The following is a 19,430-nucleotide window of genomic DNA, read 5'->3' as shown; positions in this document are numbered from 1 at the left end:
AGACGCTCGGCTGGGATACCCCAGCCGAGCGTCTACGTGATCTACTCACCACCTGAAACCAAGTGGTGTTGCGACGACCCCTTGAACCCAAGCGGCACGGTCGCGCGGGGGCCTTCGGGCCGGGGCCTTCGGGGCCGGGGCCGGCCAGTACGGGCCGGTCAGCTCCGCGCCGCCGCCAGCCGCTGCCGTACGTATCCGACCGCCGCGAGCGCCGCCGCGAGCCCGACCGAGAAGTACAGCTGGGTGCGGGTGTCGGCCTGGCGGGTCATCAGCGCCAGCACGGCGACCGTCCCGGCCAGCGCCGCCCACGTCAGATACGGGAACAGCCACATCTTCACCACGAGCTTGTCGGGTGTCTCGCGCTCCAGCCGCCTGCGCATCCTCAGCTGCGAGACCGCGATGAAGCCCCACACGATCAGCACGGCCGCGCCGACCATGTTGAGCAGCCACTTGAAGATGGTGTCCGGCCACCAGTAGCTCAGCAGCACCGCGAAGAAGCCGAAGGTGGAGGAGGCGACCACGGTCACCCGGGGCACCCCGCCACTGACCTCGCCGAGGACGGACGGCCCCTCGCCGCGCGAGGCGAGCGAGTACGCCATGCGGGAGGCGCCGTAGATGTTGGCGTTCATCGCCGAGAGCAGGGCCACCAGCACGATGACATTCATCAGCTGGCCGGCCGCCGGGATGCCGAGGTGCTCGAGCACGGCCACGTACGGGCCGTCGGTGACGACCGACGGGTCGTTCCACGGGATCAGGGTGACGGCGACCAGCATCGAGCCCACATAGAACACCGCGATGCGCCACATCGCGGTGCGCACCGCGCTCGCGACCCCCTGGACCGGGTGCTCGGACTCCGCCGCCGCGATGGTGACCGTCTCAAGACCGCCGTAGGCGAACACGGTGGCCGGCAGGCCCAGGACGAGGCCGTCGAGGCCGTTGGGCAGGAAACCATGGGTGCCGGTGAGGTTGGCGGCGCCCGGGGCGTCGGTGCCCGGGAGCACCCCGAGGATGGCCAGTACGCCCAGGACCAGGAAGAGCGAGATCGCGGTGATCTTCAGCGCGGCGAACCAGAACTCGAACTCGCCGAAGTTGCCGACGGCCGCGAGGTTCGTCCCGCAGAAGATCACCATGAACAGGGCGACCCACATCCAGGACTCGGTGCCGGGGAACCACTTCACCATGATCCCCGCCGCGCCGATCGCCTCGGCCGCGATGCCCACGCACAGCAGCACCCAGAACGTCCACCCCACGGTGAACCCCGCCCACGGCCCGATCGCCCGCTCGGCGTGCACGGAGAAGGAGCCGGAGGCCGGGTTGGCCGCCGACATCTCGCCGAGCATGCGCATCACGAGCATCACGAGCAGGCCGGACAGCGCGTACGCGACCACGATCGACGGCCCGGCGGCCGCGATGCCGGTGCCGGAGCTGACGAACAGGCCCGCGCCGATCACGCCCCCGAGGGCGATCATCGACAGGTGGCGCTGCTTGAGGCCGTGGGACAGCGGCGCGCCGCCGGCCCGGCCGGTGCCGGCCGCCTCGGCGTCGTGCGCCTGCGCGGAGGACGCGGGTGTCCGTTTCATGTGTCTGTGGTGTCCGTTACATGAGGTGGTGCGGGTACAAGGAGGTGCCATGAGGTGGTGCGGGGGGCAAAACGCCCTCAGTGTGAGGGGCGCGTCCGCTCAGGACAACATTCGGACTCAGGATGTCTGAATATCGGACCCCCGCGTGACGCTGCGTACCCGCCCCATCGCCCAGCAGGCGGCTGCCGGAAGTCTCCAAGCGGGCCGGTGCGGCTTTGTCGCCCGCCGACCGTGTCCGCGCACCGGCCCCCGGGTACCGTCACCGTGTTCCACACCGCCTCTCACCTCGGAGAACCGCCGATGAGCACCGCTTCTGCCGCCACCGTCCGCCCGGGTACGGTCCTTGCGGACGTGATCTTCCCGGCCCGCCGGGCCGGGCTGGCCGCCGCCCCGTCCGCCCGGCGGGTCCTGACCCGGGACGCCGCGCTGGTCGTCGGAGGCGCCGCGCTCACCGGCATCGCCGCGCAGATCTCCGTGCCCGTCCCCGGCTCCCCGGTCCCGGTGACCGGCCAGACCTTCGCCGCGCTGCTGGTCGGCACCTCGCTCGGCGCCCGGCGCGGCTTCCTGTCCCTCGCGCTGTACACCCTCCTGGGCATGGCGGGTCTGCCGTGGTTCGCCGAGGGCCACTCGGGCGCCGCGATGCCGTCCTTCGGCTATGTGCTGGGCATGCTGCTCGCCTCGGCCGCGGTGGGCGCGCTGGCGCGGCGCGGCGGGGACCGCGGGGTGCTGCGCACGGCGGGCACCATGGTGGCCGGCTCCGCGATCATCTACGCCGTGGGCGTCCCCTACCTCGCGCTGGCCGCGGACATCTCCCTCGGCCAGGCGGTCGCCGCGGGCCTGACGCCCTTCCTGATCGGCGACGCGCTGAAGGCCGCGCTGGCCATGGGCGCGCTGCCCACCGCCTGGAAGCTGCTCGGCCGCCGCGGCTGAGGGTGCGTGGGGCGCGCCCCGCTCCCCTGTACGCACTCAGGCGCCGGATGTACGCACTCAGGCGCCGGACGAGCCGAGGGCTCGTCCGGCGCCTGAGTCATGCTGGGGAGAGTCGACCCTAGGGGAGCGCCGATTCCTTGGACGCGCTGCCGCCGCTCTGCGCGGCGGCGGCGCCCCGGGCCCCGGGGAGCCGGTCGCGGATCAGCGCCAAGGCCACGACCACCACGGCCACCGCCGTGGAGAGCAGCACCTGCTCGCGCCCGTCCTTGTCGGTGAGCATGTAGACCAGCACGAACGAGATCATCGCGATCGTCGCCCAGGTCAGATACGGGAACAGCCACATCCGGACGACCAGCTTGTCCGGGGACTCGCGCATGATGATCCCGCGCATCCTCAGCTGGGTGAAGCAGATCACCAGCCAGACGAACAGCGCGACCGCGCCCGAGGAGTTCAGCAGGAACTGGAAGACCGTGTCCGGCCACTGGTAGTTGAACCAGACCGCGAGGAAGCCGAAGACGACCGACCCGAGGATCGCGGCCTGCGGCACCCCGCGCGAGGTGGTCTTCGCGAAGGCGGCCGGCGCGTCCCCGCGCTGCCCCAGCGAGAAGGCCATCCGGGAGGCGGTGTAGAGGCCGGAGTTCAGGCAGGACAGCACGGCGGTCAGCACGATCACGTTCATGACCTGGCCCGCGTGCGGGATGCCGATCGAGTCGAGCGCCGCGACGTAGCTGCCCTTCGACTTGTCCGCGATCCCCGGGTTGTCCCAGGGCAGCAGGGTCACCACGACGAAGATCGAGCCCAGGTAGAACACCGCGACACGCCAGATCACGCTGTTGGTCGCCTTGGTCACCGCCCGCCGCGGGTCGGCGGACTCACCGGCGGCGAGGGTGACGATCTCGCTGCCCATGAAGGAGAAGACGACCAGCAGCACACCGGTGAGGATCGCGCCCGGGCCGTGCGGCAGGAACCCGCCGTGGTCGGTGAGGTGCGCGAGGCCCGCCCCCTCGTTGTCCGAGCCGGGCAGCAGCCCGAAGACGGCCAGCCCGCCGACCACGATGAACGCGGCGATCGCGACGACCTTGATCCCGGCGAACCAGAACTCGAACTCGCCGTAGGAGGAGACCGACGCCAGGTTGGCCGCGGTCAGCACCACCATCACGATCAGCGCCCAGCCCCACTGCGGCACGTCCGGCATCCAGCCCTCGAGGATCTCGGCGCCCGCGGTCGCCTCGACCGCCAGCACCACGACCCAGAAGAACCAGTAGAGCCAGCCGATGGAGAACCCGGCCCAGCGGCCGAGCGCCCGGTCGGCGTAGGCGGAGAAGGAGCCCGAGGTCGGATTGGCCGCGGCCATCTCGCCGAGCATCCGCATCACCAGGACGACCATGAGACCGACCAGCGCATAGGAGATGAGGATGCCGGGCCCGGCCTTGGCGATCCCGGCGCCGGATCCGACGAACAGCCCGGCGCCGATCACTCCGCCGATCGCGATCATCGACAGATGACGGTTCTTGAGGCCGGCCTTGAGGCCGTCGTTCGGGGCGTCTGGGCCGGAGGACGACCCGGCCGTCGCCTCGGCCGCATTGGTCGCGGGTTGTGCGCTCATGCTCGATCCTTTGCTCTTGAGTGACGAGCGTCGCAAGTGAAACCCAGGGGCTCGATCAACTGAACCTTTGATTCCGGATCGTTACCTGTAGTTTCTATGGGTTTCCTTGGTGTTACTGAGGGCTCGCGCAACTCGTACCCCGGGCGGTGGCGCCGACACGGCCGTGTCACACTCGGGGCATGCGCGTGTACCTCGGCTCCGACCATGCCGGTTTTGAACTCAAGAACCACCTAGTTGACTGGCTCCGGGCGGCCGGCCACGAGCCCGTGGACTGCGGGCCCCACATCTACGACGCACAGGACGACTACCCGCCGTTCTGTCTGCGGGCGGCCGAGCGGACCGCGGCGGACGCCGACAGCCTCGGCATCGTGATCGGCGGCTCCGGGAACGGCGAGCAGATCGCCGCCAACAAGGTCAAGGGCGTGCGCGCCGCGCTGGCCTGGAGCGAGCAGACCGCCGCGCTCGGCCGTGAGCACAACAACGCCAATGTGATCAGCGTCGGCGCCCGGATGCACACGCAGGACGAGGCGACCAAGTTCGTCGAGATCTTCCTGAACACCCCGTACTCGGGTGAGGAGCGTCACACCCGGCGCATCGAGATGCTCTCGGCCTACGAGACCACCGGCGAGCTGCCGCCCGTCCCCGCCCACCACCCGCAGCAGGGCTGATGGCCTGATGCCCGAAGGGCACACCATCCACCGGCTGGCCGCCGACCACAGTGAGCTGTTCGGCGGCCGGCCCGTACGCGCCAGCAGCCCGCAGGGCAAGTTCGCCGACGGCGCGGCGCTGATCGACGGGCAGGTGCTGGAGCTGGCCGAGGCCCACGGCAAACACCTGTTCCTCGGCTTCCCGGCGACCGGCTGGGTCCATGTCCACCTCGGCCTGTTCGGCAAGGTCGGCCTCGGCCCGGCCCCCGCCCCGCCGCCCACCGACACCGTACGGCTGCGGCTGGCCACCGAGGAGGCGTACGCGGACCTGCGGGGCCCGACCGCCTGCGCGCTGATCACCGACGACGAGAAGCGTGCGGTGCACGACCGGCTCGGCCCCGATCCGCTGCGCCCCGCGGACGACGGGGACCGCGCCTGGGCCCGGGTGGCCCGCAGCCGCACCAGCGTGGCCGCGCTGCTGCTCGACCAGAAGGTCGTCGCGGGGGTCGGCAACGTCTACCGCGCCGAAGTCCTCTTCCGGCACGGCATCGACCCCTACCGCGCCGGCCGCGACCTGAGCCGCGCCGAGTGGGACGCGATCTGGGCGGACCTGGTGGCGCTGATGCGCGAGGGCGTGCGGAACAACCGGATCGACACGGTCCGCCCCGAGCACACCCCCGAGGCGATGGGCCGCCCGCCGCGCGTCGACGACCACGGCGGCGAGGTCTACGTCTACCGCCGGGACGGGCGGCCCTGCCACATCTGCGGCGGCGAGGTGCGCACCGCGGACCTCGCCAACCGCAATCTGTTCTGGTGCCCGAACTGCCAGCGCCGTTAGGCCCCGCGGGCCCCGGCCGGGCGCGGTCAGAAGGTGTGGGGGAGCCAGGGCGCGACATCGCTGCCGAAGGCGGCCGACGCCTCGGCCAGCGCGCCCTGGCGCAGTTCCTGGACGCGCCCGGCGCCCGCCAGCGCGGACAGCGAGATCCCGCCGAGATACGCCGCGCCCAACTCCTCTGCGCCCAGCCGCAGCCCGGGCCCGTCGGACGTCCGCTCGCAGCTCGCGCCCTTGGCGTCCCCGGTCAGCCGCCAGCGCCCCTCGTTCCACGGGCAGAAGGGGTCGGTGACCTCCAGGACCACGTCCACCGGCAGGGCGTACGTCCGCGCCTCCAGCGCCGCGCCGACGTCGACCGGGCGCACATACAGCTCGTCGCGCAGCAGGATCTGGCACCGCCGGATATCGGAGACCATGTGCTGCCAGGGGTCGTCGACCGGTCGGCGACCGATGCGAATCTTGCAGGTCAGGTCGATATCGAAGAGAAAACGCCACAGTGCGCCGTAGGACGCCGGGTCCAGGGCCTCCAGATCGCGCACGATCACTATCCCCTTCGGCCCGGCCAGATCCCATTCCGGGTTGACCGTGAAGCGCACGTAACCGGTGACCTCGCCGTCCCGCTCTGCCAGTACGCACCGCAGCGGCGAGGCGATCCCGCGCTCGCTCGGCGGGGCGAGCAGCGGCTTGCGCTCCCAGCCCGGGCGCCGCTCCAGCATGCCCGGCCGGGCGGTCACCCGCCGGGCGTAGACCTCCTCGCACGCCCCCAGCGCGGCCTCGGGCGCCACGGCGCGCAGAGTCACCGCGCCGGCCCCCTCCGGGACGGTCAGCCGCACCCGTGCGGTGTCGATCTCGGCGAGGGCGGCCCGGGTGGCCGCGCCGAAGCCGAACCGGCCGTAGATCTGCGGCTCCGACGCGGTCAGCACCGCAAGCGGCTCGCCCGCGGCGCGCACATCGTCCAGCAGGCGGCGCATCATGGCGCGCAGCACCCCGCGCCTGCGGTGCGTCGGCTGCACGCCGACCATCGTGACCCCGGCCGCAGGCACCACGGCGCCGCCCGGCACCGACAGCCCGAAGCTGAACAGCCCCGCCGTCCCGACGATCTCCTCGCCGTCCCACGCCCCGATCGACCGCTCACATTCGGTCAAGTCTCGGTCCAGCGCGCGCTCCTCCGGCGCCTGGGCCTCGCCGAAGGCGAGCATCAACGTCTCGTACCACGCGTCCCAGTGGGACGGGTCGAGCACACGCAGCTCCATCGTCATATTCCCATCCCTAGCAGCGGATTCCGGCACAGGCGAACGAATTTCGCTTACGATTGCCCACTCCGGTGGGTGGTTCGACGCGCCACGAATCGACGCGCGTCCGAACGGGTGGGTAGGGTCCCGATGCAATGACTGGCGGCGTAGACACTCCAACGGCCCGGCTGCGCAAAGCGCTGCACCGGGCTCGCACTGGCGTGCGCAAAGCCGGAGTCGACTACTTCCGCGGGGGCGGCTCGGACCGGCTCGCCCTCACCATGCTGATGCTCTCCGTCCCGGCCATCGCCTTCGGCACCATCGCCCAGCCCGACTGGTGCGCCCCCGCCGCCCTGGTGCTGCCGATCGTCGCGGGCGGCCTGGTGCTGCGCCCGGCCAGCCTCCTCGCGCTCTACGGGGCGGCGGCCACCGCCCTCATCGTCGAGTCCGCCATCCTCGGCCCCTACACCGAGCAGGACACCTCCGCCCGGGTCACCCCCGGCACCATCCTGGTCGTCGCCGCCGTCGGCTTCTTCGGCCTGCTCATCGCCCAGTTCCGCAGCCGTGTCGGGGTGCCCTGGCGGCGCGGCGGCACCATGCTCTTCGACCTGCGCGAACGCATCCGCGTACAGAGCAAGCTGCCGGGTCTGCCCGGCGGCTGGCACCGCGAGATGGCGCTGCGCCCGGCCGGCGGGCAGTCCTTCTCCGGCGACTTCGTCGTCGCGGCCCGTACGAACGGCGGCCGCACCCTCGAAGTCGTCCTCACCGACGTCTCCGGCAAGGGCATGGACGCGGCCTCCCGCGCCCTCCTGCTGTCCGGCGCCTTCGGCGGCCTCCTCGGCTCCCTGCCGCCCCACGGCTTCCTCCCGGCCGCCAACGGCTATCTGCTGCGCCAGGACTGGGACGAGGGCTTCGCGACCTCCATCCACCTCGTACTCGACCTCGACAGCGGCGATTTCGAGCTCTTTTCGGCCGGACATCTGCCCGCGCTGCAGCTGAGCGCGGGCACCGGCAAATGGGAGGAGAAGACCGCCGACGGCCCCCTGCTCGGCGTCTACGACGGCGCCCAGTTCGACCCCACGAAGGGCACGCTGCGCCCCGGCGACGTCCTGATGCTCTTCACCGACGGCCTCGTCGAAACCGCCGACCGCGACATCAGCGAAGGCATCGACCGCCTGACCGGCGAGGCTGACCGCTATGTGGCGTCCAACTTCCACGGCGCGGCGTGGCACCTGATCGAGACGGTCGCCAAGGACGTCAACGACGACCGGGCGCTGCTGCTGATCTGCCGCCAGTAGCGCGGCGCTTCCTCCCCCGCCCGGCCCCCGGGTGCCCTCGGCCCCTGGCGGGGGCTCTCAGGGCCGTCACAGGGCCGCGACGGGCCCCTCCCCGGCCGGCCCGGCAGCCGCGGGGCGGGGGATAGCCCCACCCCGGAAACGGCGGCAGCCGTCATGGCTGCGGAACCCCGGTGATCCGTACGTTCGAGGCATCGACCACGACCTCGGAAGGGCGGAGACCATGCGGCTGCGGAAGCGGCGCGACGCACGGCGCGACGAGCGCCGGGAGGAGCACCGGGCGGAATGGCGGGAGGCGGTGGGCGGCGATGCGGGCGCCGCCGTCGAACTGCGGGGTGTGCGGCGCCAGTACGGGCGCGGCTCGCGCGCCGTGCACGCCCTGCGCGGCATCGACCTCACCCTTCCCCGGGGGAGCTTCACGGCCGTGATGGGCCCCTCGGGCTCCGGCAAGTCCACGTTCCTGCAGTGCGCCGCCGGCCTCGACCGGCCGACCGAGGGCTCGGTCCGGCTCGGCGGTACGGAGATCACCGGCATGAGCGAGAACAAGCTCACCGCGCTGCGCCGCACCCGCCTCGGCTTCGTCTTCCAGTCCTTCAACCTCCTCCCCTCGCTCACCGTCGAGCAGAACGTGGTGCTGCCGATGCGGCTCGCGGGCCGGCGCCCCGACCGGGCCCGGGCCCGGGCCGTGCTCGCCCAGGTGGGGCTGCACGAGCACGCCGGGCGCCGCCCGGGCCGGCTCTCCGGCGGGCAGCAGCAGCGGGTGGCCATCGCCCGCGCGCTCGTCACCAGCCCCGACGTCGTCTTCGCCGACGAGCCGACCGGCGCCCTCGACACCGGTACCGCCGCCGAGGTGCTCGGACTGCTGCGGCAGGCCGTGGACGTGCTCGGCGCGACCGTCGTCATGGTCACGCACGACCCCGTGGCCGCGAGCTACGCCGACCGCGTGCTCTTCCTCGCCGACGGCTCGATCGCCGACAGCATGACGCGCGCCCCCGCCCAGGAGATCGCCGCCCGGATGGCCCGGCTCACCGCCCGTACGACAGCCCGCACGGCCGCCGGCGCGCCGGGGACGCCGATCCGTACGGCGGGCACGCCGGGCACACCGGCCCGTATGCCGAGCGTGCCGACCCGTACGCCGGGCATACCGGCCGCCGCGCCCGCCGCGGCGCCCTCGCCCGGGGAGACAGCCCGATGAGGCCGCTGAGCAACGGGCTGGCCCGCGCCGCCGTCCGCTTCAAGCCCGCCGCCTTCGTGGGCACGTTCATCGCCCTGGTGCTGGCCTCCGCGATCGTGTCGGCCTGCGGGATCCTCCTGGAGTCCGGGCTGCGGGCCACGGTGCCGCCCGGGCGCTACGCCAGCGCCCCGGTCGTGATCGCCGCCGAGCAGCGCGTGGGGAACCGGGAGGAGTCGGAACCCGCGCCCGACCGCGTCCGGCTGGACGCCTCGCTCGTCGCCACGGCCGCCCGCACCCCGGGCGCCGCGGCCGCCGCGCCCGACTGGACCTTCCCGGTCCGGGGCGGCGACGCCACCTGGACCGCCCACGGCTGGGGCTCGGCCCCCTTCACCGGGGTCGCGCTCGGCTCCGGCGCGGCGCCGCGCCGGGGCGAGGTCGTCCTGGACCCGGCCACCGCCCGCGCGGCCCACACCGGCGTGGGCGGCAGCGTCACCCTGACCGCGGCCGACGGGAGCCACCGCTTCCGTGTCTCCGGCATCACCCGTACGGGTGCGGCCCAGGGGCCCGGGCCCACCGTCTGGTTCACCGACCCACAGGCGCGGGCCCTGTCCGGCCACCCCGCCACCGTCGACGCCGTTCTCCTCCGCCCCGAACCCGGCACCACCCCCGGCGCCCTGGCCACAAGCCTCGAACGCGCCCTCAAGGCGGTGCCCGCCGCCCGGGTGCACACCGGCGAGGGGCGCGGCGTCGCCCGGGAGCCCGGTCTCGCCGGGGCCAGGGAAATGCTGGAGGGGATCGGCGGCTCGTTCGGCGGGATCGCCACCCTGGTCGCGATCTTCACCACCGCCGGTACCGTCGCGCTCTCCGTCGGCCAGCGCGGCCGCGAGATCGCACTGCTGCGTGCGGTCGGCGCCACCCCGCGCCAGATCCGCCGGTCCATCGCCACGGAGGCGCTGCTGGTCGCCCCGCTCGCCGGCGCGCTCGGCACGCTGCCCGGTGTCGCGCTCGCGCGCTGGTGGTTCGGTCAGCTCCGGGACCGGGGCGCGATTCCGGCCGGGGTGGAGCTCGCGGTCTCCTGGATACCGCTGGTCAGCGCCGTCGGCGCGGGGCTGGTCGCCGCGCTGCTCGCGGGCCTGGCGGCCGCCCGCAGGCCGGCGCGGATCAAGCCGGGCCAGGCGCTCGGGGAGGCGGCCGCCGAGCCGTTCCGCCCGGGGGTGGTCCGCACGCTGCTGGGCGTCGCGGCCCTGGCCGGCGGCGGTGTGCTGACGGGCGTGGCGGCCGCGGCGTCGGGGGACGACGCGGCCAACGCCGCGCTGGGCGTGGTGATGCTGTTCATGCTGGCCGTCGGGCTGCTCGGCCCGTACGTCGCCCGCGGCTGCGCCTGGCTGGTCGGCCTGCCGCTGCGGGCGGGCCGGGCCCCGGCCACCCTGGCCGCGGCCAACGCCCGGGCGGGCGCCCGCCGCCTGGCCTCGGCGATCACCCCGCTCGTGCTCGCCATGGCCTTCGCCTCGACGCTGGTGTTCATGCACACCAGCGAAGCCCATGCGACGGCCGGGCAGCGGCGCGCGGGCATCGTCGCCGACCACGTCCTGTCCGCGCCCGGCGGCCTGCCCGCCGACGCCGCGGCCCGCGCCGGCTCGGTGCGGGGGGTGGCCTCGGCGGTCGGGGTGCTGCGCACCGGCGTGCTGCTGCCCAGGGGCTCGGGCGACGGCGCGTGGCTGGAGAGCGCGTCGGCGCAGGGCGTGTCGGGGACCGGCCGCGATCTGGCGGCGGTCCAGGACCTCGATGTGCGTACGGGCAGCCTGGACGCGCTGGGCCGCGGCACGGTGGCCGTGGACGCGGGCCTCGCGTCCTCGGCGCATGTGAAGGTCGGCGACCGGCTCCGGCTGCGTCTGCCGGACGGCACGGCGGTCGCGCCGAAGGTCGTCGCGACGTACGGGCGGGGGCTGGGCCTCGCCCAGGTCACGCTGGACCGCGCGGCGCTCGCCTCCCATGTGACCTCGGCCTTCGACAGCCATGTGCTGGTACGGGACGGCAAGGGTGCCGACCGGGCGGCCGTCGCGGCCGCGCTGCGCCCCCTCGGCGAGGTCACCGGGCCCGGCGGCTACGCGGCGGCACGGGACGAGGAGAACGAGCTCAACGTCTGGGCCAACACCGTCATGGCCGCGGTCCTCGGCGGCTTCGCGGCCGTCGCCGCCGCCAACACGCTGGTGATGACCGTCCTGGACCGCCGACGGGAGCTGGGCATGCTGCGGCTGATCGGGTCGACGCGGCGGCAGGTGCTGGGGATGGTGCGCTGGGAGGCGCTGCTGGTGGTGATCGCGGGGGTCGTGCTCGGCACGGCGATCGCGCTGGCGACGCTGGTCCCGATGATGCGCGGGCTGACCGGCGAGGACCCGTACCTCCCACCGCTGACGTACGGGGGGTTCGCGGGCGCCGCGGCGGCGCTCGGCCTGCTCGCGACGGGGCTGCCGGCCCGCGCGGTGCTCCGCCGCGGCCGGTCCGGCTGAGGCCCGGGACGGCGAAGACCGCGCCGGGGCCGTCGTACACGGCACCGGCGCGGTCTTCGCCGTGCTCGGGTCGGGCGCTCATCGTGCCCGGGGTGGGGTCAGGACGCGGTGGTGGCGCGCTGACGGGCCTGCTCGGCCGGGTCCTTCCGGAAGGCCCAGGCCATTTTCGGCTCCATGACGAAGCGGAAGACGCGCTGCACGGGGGGTGTGCACAGCAGCGTGATCACGGTCGCGGCGATGACGGTGACCACGATCTCGCCCAGCGGCTCATGCGTCCACGGGTTCGCGTCGTACCAGCCCCAGAAGCGGGAGCCCTTGGCGAGGAAGCCGTGCAGCAGGTACCCGTACAGGGTCCCGGCGCCCAGGGCGGTGAACCACATCCGGCGCCGCGGCACCCAGGCGAAGAAGCAGGCGACCAGCACCATCGAGCAGCCGAAGAGCGCCAGGGTCATCACGGGCCCGGTCCACGGCGCCGCGGCCAGCTCCTGGACGCTGTCCCGGCGGTAGAACCAGGCCGAGTTCATCCGCGGGCCCGCCCAGTAGGCGAACACGAACGCGCAGGCGAACACCGGCAGGGCCAGGATCCGCATCCGGCGCCCGCGCATCTTCTGGAAGTGCTCCGGCTTCATCTGCAGGCCGATCACGAAGAACGGCAGGAACTGCAGCACCCGCTGCAGATCGAGGTCGTCACCGATGTCGGGGGAGACCGAGGCGAGCGTCGCGATGGCCAGGGAGAGCGGAACGGGCCAGCGGATGATCTTCCAGATCGGGGTGGTCATCCGCCAGACGAACAGCGCGATCAGGAACCAGGTGAGGTACCAGGGGTCCAGCAGGCTGAAGTCGTACGTGGGATCGTCGTCCGCCCAGCGCTTGAAGAAGGTGTAGGCGATCTCGAAGACCAGATAGGGCACCGCGATCCCGGTGATGAGCCGCTTGAGCCGGTCGGGCCGCATGTCGAAGCTGCGCGAGAAGTAGCCGGAAATGAGGATGAACGCCGGCATGTGGAACGTGTAGAGCGTCATGTAGAGCGCTTCGGCGGTGCGGCTGTGGTCCGTCAGCGGCTCCCACGCGTGGCCCATGGCGACCAGCACGATCGCGAGGTACTTGGCGTTGTCGAAGAACGCGTCCCGCTGTTTGGGCTTGGGACCGGTCGGGGCGGTCGGCGGACCCGTCTGATGCCCTGCTGTGTCGCGGTGCGGTGTGGGGGGACTGGGCTCCGCCTCCCGGGCCGGGGGAAGCGGGGCCCGCTGATAACCGTGCGGGCGCAGGGAATTGGTCACAGGCCCTCCCACCAGGAGCTCGGGGAGAGGATCCGGGACCACACTGCGCGCCGGGGAGTGATGGCAGTGTGGAACATCTGAGGCACGATAGCCCCGAAACCTCTATTCCGTAAAACCTCGTTCAGTTCTTTGTTGCCTATCGCATGCATGGTGGACGCACTTACCTGTCGAAGGTAAGTCGACAAAGTGATCCGATCCGATGGTATGGCGCCCAGGAGTGCCCGATCTGTCGGGTTTCATCCTGCTTAAATGGTGACATATGACCCGCAACCGGCTCTGGTGGAATGTCTGGTTCATTGGTGCTTTGTCGTTACGTGCCGACCCGTGAGAACGGGCTTGTCGCTTATTCGGAATTTCCCGCCGGACTATGTGATCAAGTCCAATTCCGATCGTCGGACAGGGCCTCGAATTGTGGGCGGCGTCACCCGGCCCCGGCTCGTCCCGGGCCGCATCGACGGGGGGCTCGGTGGGTAGATGAGCTGCGGGGCGAAGGGCCTGCGGTTCCGCCACGCGGCTCCAGTGCGGCGGTAGTTGATGGCACGATGGTGTCGCGGGGGTGTGCGAGGTCGCGTGCTTCCGGGCCGGTGAGACGCGTAGCGACCGAGGGTGTGTGATCAGGCGTGGTCATATCTGTGTCTTTGGTGGTGCTGGTGGGCATCATCCTTGTGCTGATGGTGCGCAACGGCAAGATCACCTGGGGGCCGGCCCTCGTGGCGGCGCTCTTCGGGTTCCTGCTCGCCTCGTCCGACCTGGCGCCGAACATCCAGGACTTCCTCGACTCGGTCTCGCACTCGATCAGCGAAATCGACATCTGACCCGGAGGCCCCCAGGGGGCCGTAAGGCCGTCCCGGCGACAGGGGACCGGCGAAAACACATACGTCCCGGCGCGGAGAGAATCCTCGCAACCGGGCCATGAGGCATGGAGCGGGCGACGGGAATCGAACCCGCGTAGCCAGTTTGGAAGACTGGGGCTCTACCATTGAGCTACGCCCGCCTGTGCCGCCGACCCGCCGGGACGCCCCGGGCGCGGTCGCCGAGCGTGATCGCTCGAGCCGCGGCACGGGAAGCATCGTAGCGGGTCCGCACCACATCCCGCACACCCTGGCCCACCAGTCGAAAAAGCGGCAGCCGGGGCCCGCGCGGGCATGTACCCTACGTGTCGCACCGACGGGGTGTGGCGCAGCTTGGTAGCGCGTCCGCTTTGGGAGCGGAAGGTCGTCGGTTCGAATCCGGCCACCCCGACCACCATCACGTTCATCATGAACGCAAGATCGCGTTGTGGGCCGCGTCATGCGTGCGGTTACTATGCAAGCTGCGCGTCTGTGACTTTCTCTGCCGGGCGCGATCCAGCTGAAACGCACGACGGCAACGCAGCAGAACACCAAGAAGTCAGCCCCAAGGAGACCGAACCGTGAAGAGCGCCGTGGAGACCCTGAACCCGACCCGGGTTCGGCTCACTGTCGAGGTGCCCTTCGAGGAGCTCAAGCCCAGCCTCGACGCGGCGTACAAGAAGATCAACCAGCAGGTCACGGTGCCCGGCTTCCGCAAGGGCAAGATCCCGGCCCGCGTCATCGACCAGCGGTTCGGCCGCGGCGCGGTGCTGGAGGAGGCCGTCAACGACGCGCTCCCGAAGTTCTACACCGACGCGGTCAACGAGGGCGAGCTGAACCCGCTCGGCCAGCCCGAGGTCGACATCACCGAGCTCAAGGACAACGAGCTGCTGGCCTTCACGGCCGAGGTGGACGTGCGCCCGGCGATCGAGATCCCGGACTACTCGGGCATCGAGGTCACCGTCGACTCCGTCGAGGTCTCGGACGAGGACATCGACAAGGCCGTCGAGCAGCTGCGCGACCGCTTCGCCACCACCAGTGCGGTGGAGCGCGCCGCCGCCGAGGGCGACGTCGTGGTCGTCGACCTCGAGGCCAAGGTCGAGGGCGAGGTCCTCGAGGACGGCGTGGCCAACGGCGTCAACTACACGATCGGCTCCGGCGAGCTGCTCGAGGGCATCGACGAGGCGGTCACCGGCCTGGAGGCCGGCGGCTCCGCCACCTTCACCTCCGAGCTCAAGGGCGGCTCCGCCAAGGGCCAGGAGGCCGAGGTCTCGGTCAAGGTCTCCGAGGTCAAGGCCCGTGAGCTGCCCGAGCTGGACGACGACTTCGCCCAGCTGGCCAGCGAGTTCGACACCCTCGAGGAGCTGCGCGCCGACACCCGTGCGCGCCTGGAGCGGTCGAAGAAGTTCGACCAGGCCACCCAGGCCCAGGAGAAGGTGCTGGACGCCCTGCTGGCGCTGGTCGAGGTCCCGATCCCCGAGAAGCTTCTCGAGGACGAGATCCAGACCCGCAAGCACAACCTGGAGCACCACCAGCTCGGCCAGATGGGTCTGACCCTGGACGCCTACCTGCAGATGCAGGAGAAGACCGCCGAGGAGTTCGAGGCCGAGCTCAAGGAGCAGGCCGAGAAGGGCATCAAGACCCAGTTCGTGCTCGACGAGCTGGTCAACAAGGAGAAGCTGTCCGTCGGCCAGGAGGAGCTCACCGAGCACCTGATGCGCCGTGCGCAGTCCTCCGGTATGAGCCCGGACCAGTTCGCCCAGGCCGTCGTCGAGGGCGGCCAGGTGCCGATGCTGGTGGGCGAGGTCGCCCGCGGTAAGGCCCTCGCGGTCGTGGTCGAGGCCGCCAAGGTGGTCGACGACAAGGGCGAGACGGTCGACCTGGACGACGACGAGGACGAGGCCGCCGAGGCTGCCGAGGCCGGCGAGACCGTCGAGGCCGCCACCGAGGAGCCGGCCGCCGAGGCCGCCGCCGAGGAGTCCGACAGCCAGGCCGGCGAGGCCGACAAGGGCGGGGACAAGGCCGAGGGCTGATCGCCCCGCCGCCCCTCCGCAGCCCGCATACGAACGGGCCCGAACGTCCTTGCGCGTCCGGGCCCGTTCGTGGTTCCACGGGCCCCGTGGCGGCCTCTGTGGGGCGCCCTGGGCGGCTCCCGCCCCGTATCCCTCGCGGCTCCGTGTCCAAACCCGCACGGCCCCGCCACCGGGCGGAACCTGCGCTCAGAGCGAACAGTTCCTGATGCGGGATGGCCGCCGCCGACCAGCGCGTTAGGGTCCGTAGATACGAGGGCAGGGGAGTCCCACGAGCCCGCCGGAGCGTACCGGCGGTTACGCCCCCCGCGTCCCAGAAGAAGACGCTGAGACGGCCAGTCGCCGTCAGAGACGAGCAGGTGGATACGTGACGAATACGATGCCTTCCGCCGCCGGCGAGCCGACCTTCGGAGGCCTCGGCGACCAGGTCTACAACCGGCTGCTCGGTGAGCGGATCATCTTCCTCGGCCAGCCGGTCGACGACGAAATCGCCAACAAGATCACCGCGCAGCTGCTGCTTCTCGCCGCGGAGCCGGACAAGGACATCAACCTCTACATCAACTCTCCGGGCGGCTCGATCACGGCCGGCATGGCGATCTACGACACCATGCAGTACATCAAGAACGACGTGATCACCATCGCCATGGGCCTGGCGGCGTCGATGGGCCAGTTCCTGCTGAGCGCGGGCACCCCCGGCAAGCGCTTCGCGCTGCCGAACGCCGAGATCCTGATCCACCAGCCGTCCGCGGGCCTCGCGGGCTCCGCGTCGGACATCAAGATCCACGCCGAGCAGCTGCTGCGCACGAAGAAGAAGATGGCCGACCTGACCGCGTTCCACACCGGCCAGACCGTTGAGCAGATCACCCGCGACTCCGACCGCGACCGCTGGTTCTCGGCCGAGGAGGCCAAGGAGTACGGCCTGGTCGACGAGGTCATCGCCTCCGCCGCACACATCCCGGGCGGCGGCGGCACCGGGGCCTGAGCCGCCCGTTGCCCAGCCGACCCAGCCCACTGCTCATCACCAGGACGGTGCATGTGAACACCCAGAACTTCCCCGGCAGCGGCCTGTACGCCCGCTACGCCGGCCCGCAGGCCGAGGCCCGCTATGTGGTCCCGCGCTTCGTCGAGCGGACCTCCCAGGGCATCCGGGAGTACGACCCGTACGCGAAGCTCTTCGAGGAGCGCGTGATCTTCCTCGGCGTGCAGATCGACGACGCCTCCGCCAACGACGTCATGGCGCAACTGCTGTGCCTGGAGTCGATGGACCCGGACCGCGACATCTCGATCTACATCAACTCGCCCGGCGGCTCGTTCACCGCGCTGACCGCCATCTACGACACGATGCAGTTCGTGAAGCCCGACATCCAGACGGTCTGCATGGGCCAGGCGGCGTCCGCCGCGGCCGTGCTGCTGGCCGCCGGCACGCCCGGCAAGCGGATGGCGCTGCCGAACGCCCGCGTGCTGATCCACCAGCCGTACAGCGAGACCGGGCGCGGTCAGGTCTCCGACCTGGAGATCGCGGCCAACGAGATTCTGCGGATGCGTTCGCAGCTCGAGGAAATGCTGGCCAAGCACTCCACGACGCCGATCGAGAAGATCCGCGACGACATCGAGCGGGACAAGATCCTCACGGCCGAGGAATCGCTGTCGTACGGTCTGATCGACCAGATCGTCTCGACCCGTAAGACCTCGGTGGGCCTGGGCTGAACTCCGGTATCGGCGCCCCCCTTGTACCGAGTAGGGCCAAGGGGGGCCCGAACCGGGCCCTGGGCAAGGTACCGTCATAGGGGGCTGGGGTCGGCCCCCGGTAACAGAAGCAGAAAGCGCAGCGCAAGCACCCGGATTCGCGGAACTGAGCGGATCCAAGGCGAAGGGGAATCACCTCGTGGCACGCATCGGTGACGGCGGCGACCTGCTCAAGTGCTCGTTCTGCGGGAAGAGCCAGAAGCAGGTGAAGAAGCTCATCGCGGGCCCGGGTGTGTACATCTGCGATGAGTGCATCGATCTCTGCAACGAGATCATCGAGGAAGAGCTCGCCGAGACCTCCGAGGTGCGCTGGGAGGAACTTCCCAAGCCGCGGGAGATCTACGAGTTCCTCGAGGGCTATGTCGTCGGCCAGGAGGCCGCGAAAAAGGCGCTCTCCGTCGCCGTCTACAACCACTACAAGCGGGTCCAGGCGGGCGAGAACAGCGCCCACAACCGGGACGACGGCATCGAGTTGGCGAAGTCCAACATCCTGCTTCTCGGTCCGACCGGCTCCGGCAAGACCCTGCTGGCGCAGACACTCGCCCGGATGCTCAACGTCCCCTTCGCCATCGCCGACGCGACCGCCCTCACCGAGGCGGGCTATGTCGGCGAGGACGTGGAGAACATCCTCCTGAAGCTGATCCAGGCCTCCGACTACGACGTCAAGAAGGCCGAGACGGGCATCATCTACATCGACGAGATCGACAAGGTGGCCCGCAAGAGCGAGAACCCCTCGATCACCCGTGATGTCTCCGGCGAGGGCGTTCAGCAGGCGCTGCTGAAGATCCTGGAGGGCACCACCGCCTCGGTGCCGCCGCAGGGCGGCCGGAAACACCCGCACCAGGAGTTCATCCAGATCGACACGACGAATGTGCTGTTCATCGTGGGCGGTGCCTTCGCCGGTCTGGAAAAGATCATCGAGTCGCGGGCCGGCGCCAAGGGCATCGGCTTCGGCGCCACGATCCGCTCCAAGCGCGAGATCGAGGCGAGCGACCAGTTCCAGGAGGTCATGCCGGAGGACCTGGTGAAGTTCGGGATGATCCCGGAGTTCATCGGCCGTCTCCCGGTCATCACCTCCGTCCACAACCTGGACCGCGAGGCGCTGCTGCAGATCCTCGTCGAGCCGCGGAACGCGCTGGTCAAGCAGTACCAGCGGCTTTTCGAACTCGATGGTGTGGAACTCCACTTCGACCGCCCGGCCCTGGAGGCCATCGCCGACCAGGCGATCCTGCGCGGCACCGGCGCCCGCGGACTGCGCGCCATCATCGAAGAGGTCCTGATGTCGGCGATGTACGAGGTGCCGTCCCGCAAGGACGTCGCCCGCGTCGTCATCACCGAGGACGTCGTCCACTCCAACGTCAACCCGACGCTCGTGCCGCGCACCCGCGGCAGCGAGCCGGGGGAGCGCCACGAGAAGAGCGCGTAAGGCCGCCGCGAGGCGCTGCAGGACGCGAGGAGGGTCCCGGGAATCCCCGGGACCCTCCTCGCGCCTTACGGGCCTCAGCGCGCCTCTCAGGCGGGCTGAGGGCCCGGGTGGTCACGCCATGTCGTCGAGCGCGCCCGTCTTGACCCCCGATATGAACGCGCGCAGCGCGCGCCGTGTCGTCACCAGGATGACGTCGGGGTCGTCGCTCTCGCGGAGCAGGACCGCGCCGTCGCGCGCGGACAACTGGGGCGGCTACCCGCTCACCGACCACCACTCCGGCACCAGCGGAAAGCTCCTCTGGTTCGAACTCAT

Annotated in this window: 16 protein-coding genes and 2 tRNA genes; 12 read left to right on the top strand and 6 right to left on the bottom strand. The window is 71.3% G+C overall.

The genetic code is table 11. From position 1 onward, the window contains the following. Positions 1 to 158 precede the first annotated feature (158 nt). A complete protein-coding gene (locus ACFZDL_RS15135) occupies positions 159 to 1,580 on the bottom strand; it encodes an amino acid permease (RefSeq protein ID WP_353589728.1) in 1,422 nt (473 codons plus the stop codon). 300 nt (positions 1,581 to 1,880) lie between these two features. Here ACFZDL_RS15135 and ACFZDL_RS15130 point away from each other — a divergent pair, with 300 nt between their 5' ends. Continuing rightward, positions 1,881 to 2,510, top strand: a complete 630-nt coding sequence (locus tag ACFZDL_RS15130) for a biotin transporter BioY (RefSeq protein ID WP_353589726.1) — start codon at positions 1,881 to 1,883, stop codon at positions 2,508 to 2,510. 118 nt (positions 2,511 to 2,628) lie between these two features. Here the strand turns inward: ACFZDL_RS15130 and ACFZDL_RS15125 are convergent, their stop codons facing one another. Continuing rightward, positions 2,629 to 4,116 carry an amino acid permease gene (locus ACFZDL_RS15125; protein ID WP_353589725.1) on the bottom strand — a complete coding sequence of 496 codons (1,488 nt, stop codon included), beginning with the start codon at positions 4,114 to 4,116 and terminating at the stop codon, positions 2,629 to 2,631. 179 nt (positions 4,117 to 4,295) lie between these two features. On the opposite strand from ACFZDL_RS15125, the gene ACFZDL_RS15120 reads away from it, so the two are divergent. Both ACFZDL_RS15120 and ACFZDL_RS15115 read left to right on the top strand, forming a co-directional pair. Next, entirely contained in the window at positions 4,296 to 4,784 is a 489-nt protein-coding gene (locus tag ACFZDL_RS15120) for a ribose-5-phosphate isomerase (RefSeq protein WP_353589723.1), read from the top strand. A 7-nt stretch (positions 4,785 to 4,791) separates the two neighbouring features. Next, the gene (locus tag ACFZDL_RS15115) at positions 4,792 to 5,601 is read left to right on the top strand and encodes a DNA-formamidopyrimidine glycosylase family protein (RefSeq protein WP_353589721.1); all 810 of its coding nucleotides are present in this window, start codon (positions 4,792 to 4,794) and stop codon (positions 5,599 to 5,601) included. A 26-nt stretch (positions 5,602 to 5,627) separates the two neighbouring features. On the opposite strand, the gene ACFZDL_RS15110 is transcribed toward ACFZDL_RS15115, so the two are convergent. Beyond that, the gene (locus ACFZDL_RS15110) at positions 5,628 to 6,854 is read right to left on the bottom strand and encodes a GNAT family N-acetyltransferase (RefSeq protein ID WP_353589719.1); all 1,227 of its coding nucleotides are present in this window, start codon (positions 6,852 to 6,854) and stop codon (positions 5,628 to 5,630) included. Between the two features lie 128 nt (positions 6,855 to 6,982). Between ACFZDL_RS15110 and ACFZDL_RS15105 the strand changes: the two genes are divergently transcribed. The 3 genes from ACFZDL_RS15105 (at position 6,983) to ACFZDL_RS15095 (ending at position 11,806) form a co-directional block, all read left to right on the top strand. Continuing rightward, positions 6,983 to 8,125: a PP2C family protein-serine/threonine phosphatase gene (locus ACFZDL_RS15105; protein ID WP_353589717.1), complete on the top strand. Its 1,143-nt coding sequence runs from the start codon at positions 6,983 to 6,985 to the stop codon at positions 8,123 to 8,125. Between the two features lie 220 nt (positions 8,126 to 8,345). Beyond that, positions 8,346 to 9,317 (top strand): ABC transporter ATP-binding protein, encoded by a 972-nt coding sequence (locus ACFZDL_RS15100; protein WP_353589715.1) that lies wholly within the window; start codon positions 8,346 to 8,348, stop codon positions 9,315 to 9,317. After that, complete coding sequence (locus ACFZDL_RS15095) at positions 9,314 to 11,806, top strand: FtsX-like permease family protein (RefSeq protein WP_353589714.1); 2,493 nt, start codon at positions 9,314 to 9,316, stop codon at positions 11,804 to 11,806. The genes ACFZDL_RS15100 and ACFZDL_RS15095 overlap by 4 nt, the downstream gene beginning before the upstream one ends. Before the next feature lie 98 nt (positions 11,807 to 11,904). On the opposite strand, the gene ACFZDL_RS15090 is transcribed toward ACFZDL_RS15095, so the two are convergent. Further along, entirely contained in the window at positions 11,905 to 13,086 is a 1,182-nt protein-coding gene (locus tag ACFZDL_RS15090) for an acyltransferase family protein (protein ID WP_353589713.1), read from the bottom strand. A 620-nt stretch (positions 13,087 to 13,706) separates the two neighbouring features. On the opposite strand from ACFZDL_RS15090, the gene ACFZDL_RS15085 reads away from it, so the two are divergent. After that, the gene (locus ACFZDL_RS15085) at positions 13,707 to 13,901 is read left to right on the top strand and encodes a hypothetical protein (RefSeq protein WP_055414018.1); all 195 of its coding nucleotides are present in this window, start codon (positions 13,707 to 13,709) and stop codon (positions 13,899 to 13,901) included. 105 nt (positions 13,902 to 14,006) lie between these two features. Here ACFZDL_RS15085 and ACFZDL_RS15080 read toward each other — a convergent pair. Then, positions 14,007 to 14,080: transfer RNA gene (locus tag ACFZDL_RS15080), tRNA-Gly, on the bottom strand. A 174-nt stretch (positions 14,081 to 14,254) separates the two neighbouring features. Between ACFZDL_RS15080 and ACFZDL_RS15075 the strand changes: the two genes are divergently transcribed. The 5 genes from ACFZDL_RS15075 to clpX all read left to right on the top strand — a co-directional run bounded on the left by ACFZDL_RS15075 (position 14,255) and on the right by clpX (position 19,118). Then, positions 14,255 to 14,331: transfer RNA gene (locus ACFZDL_RS15075), tRNA-Pro, on the top strand. A 166-nt stretch (positions 14,332 to 14,497) separates the two neighbouring features. Beyond that, a complete protein-coding gene (gene tig, locus ACFZDL_RS15070; protein ID WP_353589711.1) occupies positions 14,498 to 15,949 on the top strand; it encodes a trigger factor in 1,452 nt (483 codons plus the stop codon). Between the two features lie 364 nt (positions 15,950 to 16,313). Continuing rightward, on the top strand, positions 16,314 to 16,928 hold the full coding sequence (locus ACFZDL_RS15065) for an ATP-dependent Clp protease proteolytic subunit (RefSeq protein WP_353589710.1): 615 nt from the start codon (positions 16,314 to 16,316) through the stop codon (positions 16,926 to 16,928). Between the two features lie 53 nt (positions 16,929 to 16,981). Further along, positions 16,982 to 17,653, top strand: a complete 672-nt coding sequence (locus ACFZDL_RS15060; RefSeq protein ID WP_346174374.1) for an ATP-dependent Clp protease proteolytic subunit — start codon at positions 16,982 to 16,984, stop codon at positions 17,651 to 17,653. 178 nt (positions 17,654 to 17,831) lie between these two features. After that, positions 17,832 to 19,118 carry an ATP-dependent Clp protease ATP-binding subunit ClpX gene (gene clpX / locus ACFZDL_RS15055; protein ID WP_353589708.1) on the top strand — a complete coding sequence of 429 codons (1,287 nt, stop codon included), beginning with the start codon at positions 17,832 to 17,834 and terminating at the stop codon, positions 19,116 to 19,118. Positions 19,119 to 19,229: 111 nt separating this feature from the next. Here clpX and ACFZDL_RS15050 read toward each other — a convergent pair whose 3' ends face one another. Next, positions 19,230 to 19,361 (bottom strand): DUF397 domain-containing protein, encoded by a 132-nt coding sequence (locus ACFZDL_RS15050; protein WP_353589706.1) that lies wholly within the window; start codon positions 19,359 to 19,361, stop codon positions 19,230 to 19,232. Between the last annotated feature and the right edge of the window lie 69 nt (positions 19,362 to 19,430).

Source organism: Streptomyces sp. NPDC007917, from assembly GCF_042959105.1.
Taxonomy (GTDB): Bacteria; Actinomycetota; Actinomycetes; order Streptomycetales; family Streptomycetaceae; genus Streptomyces.
The sequence above is the reverse complement of the archived record's forward strand: the minus strand, read 5'-3'. Positions and strand labels throughout refer to the sequence as shown.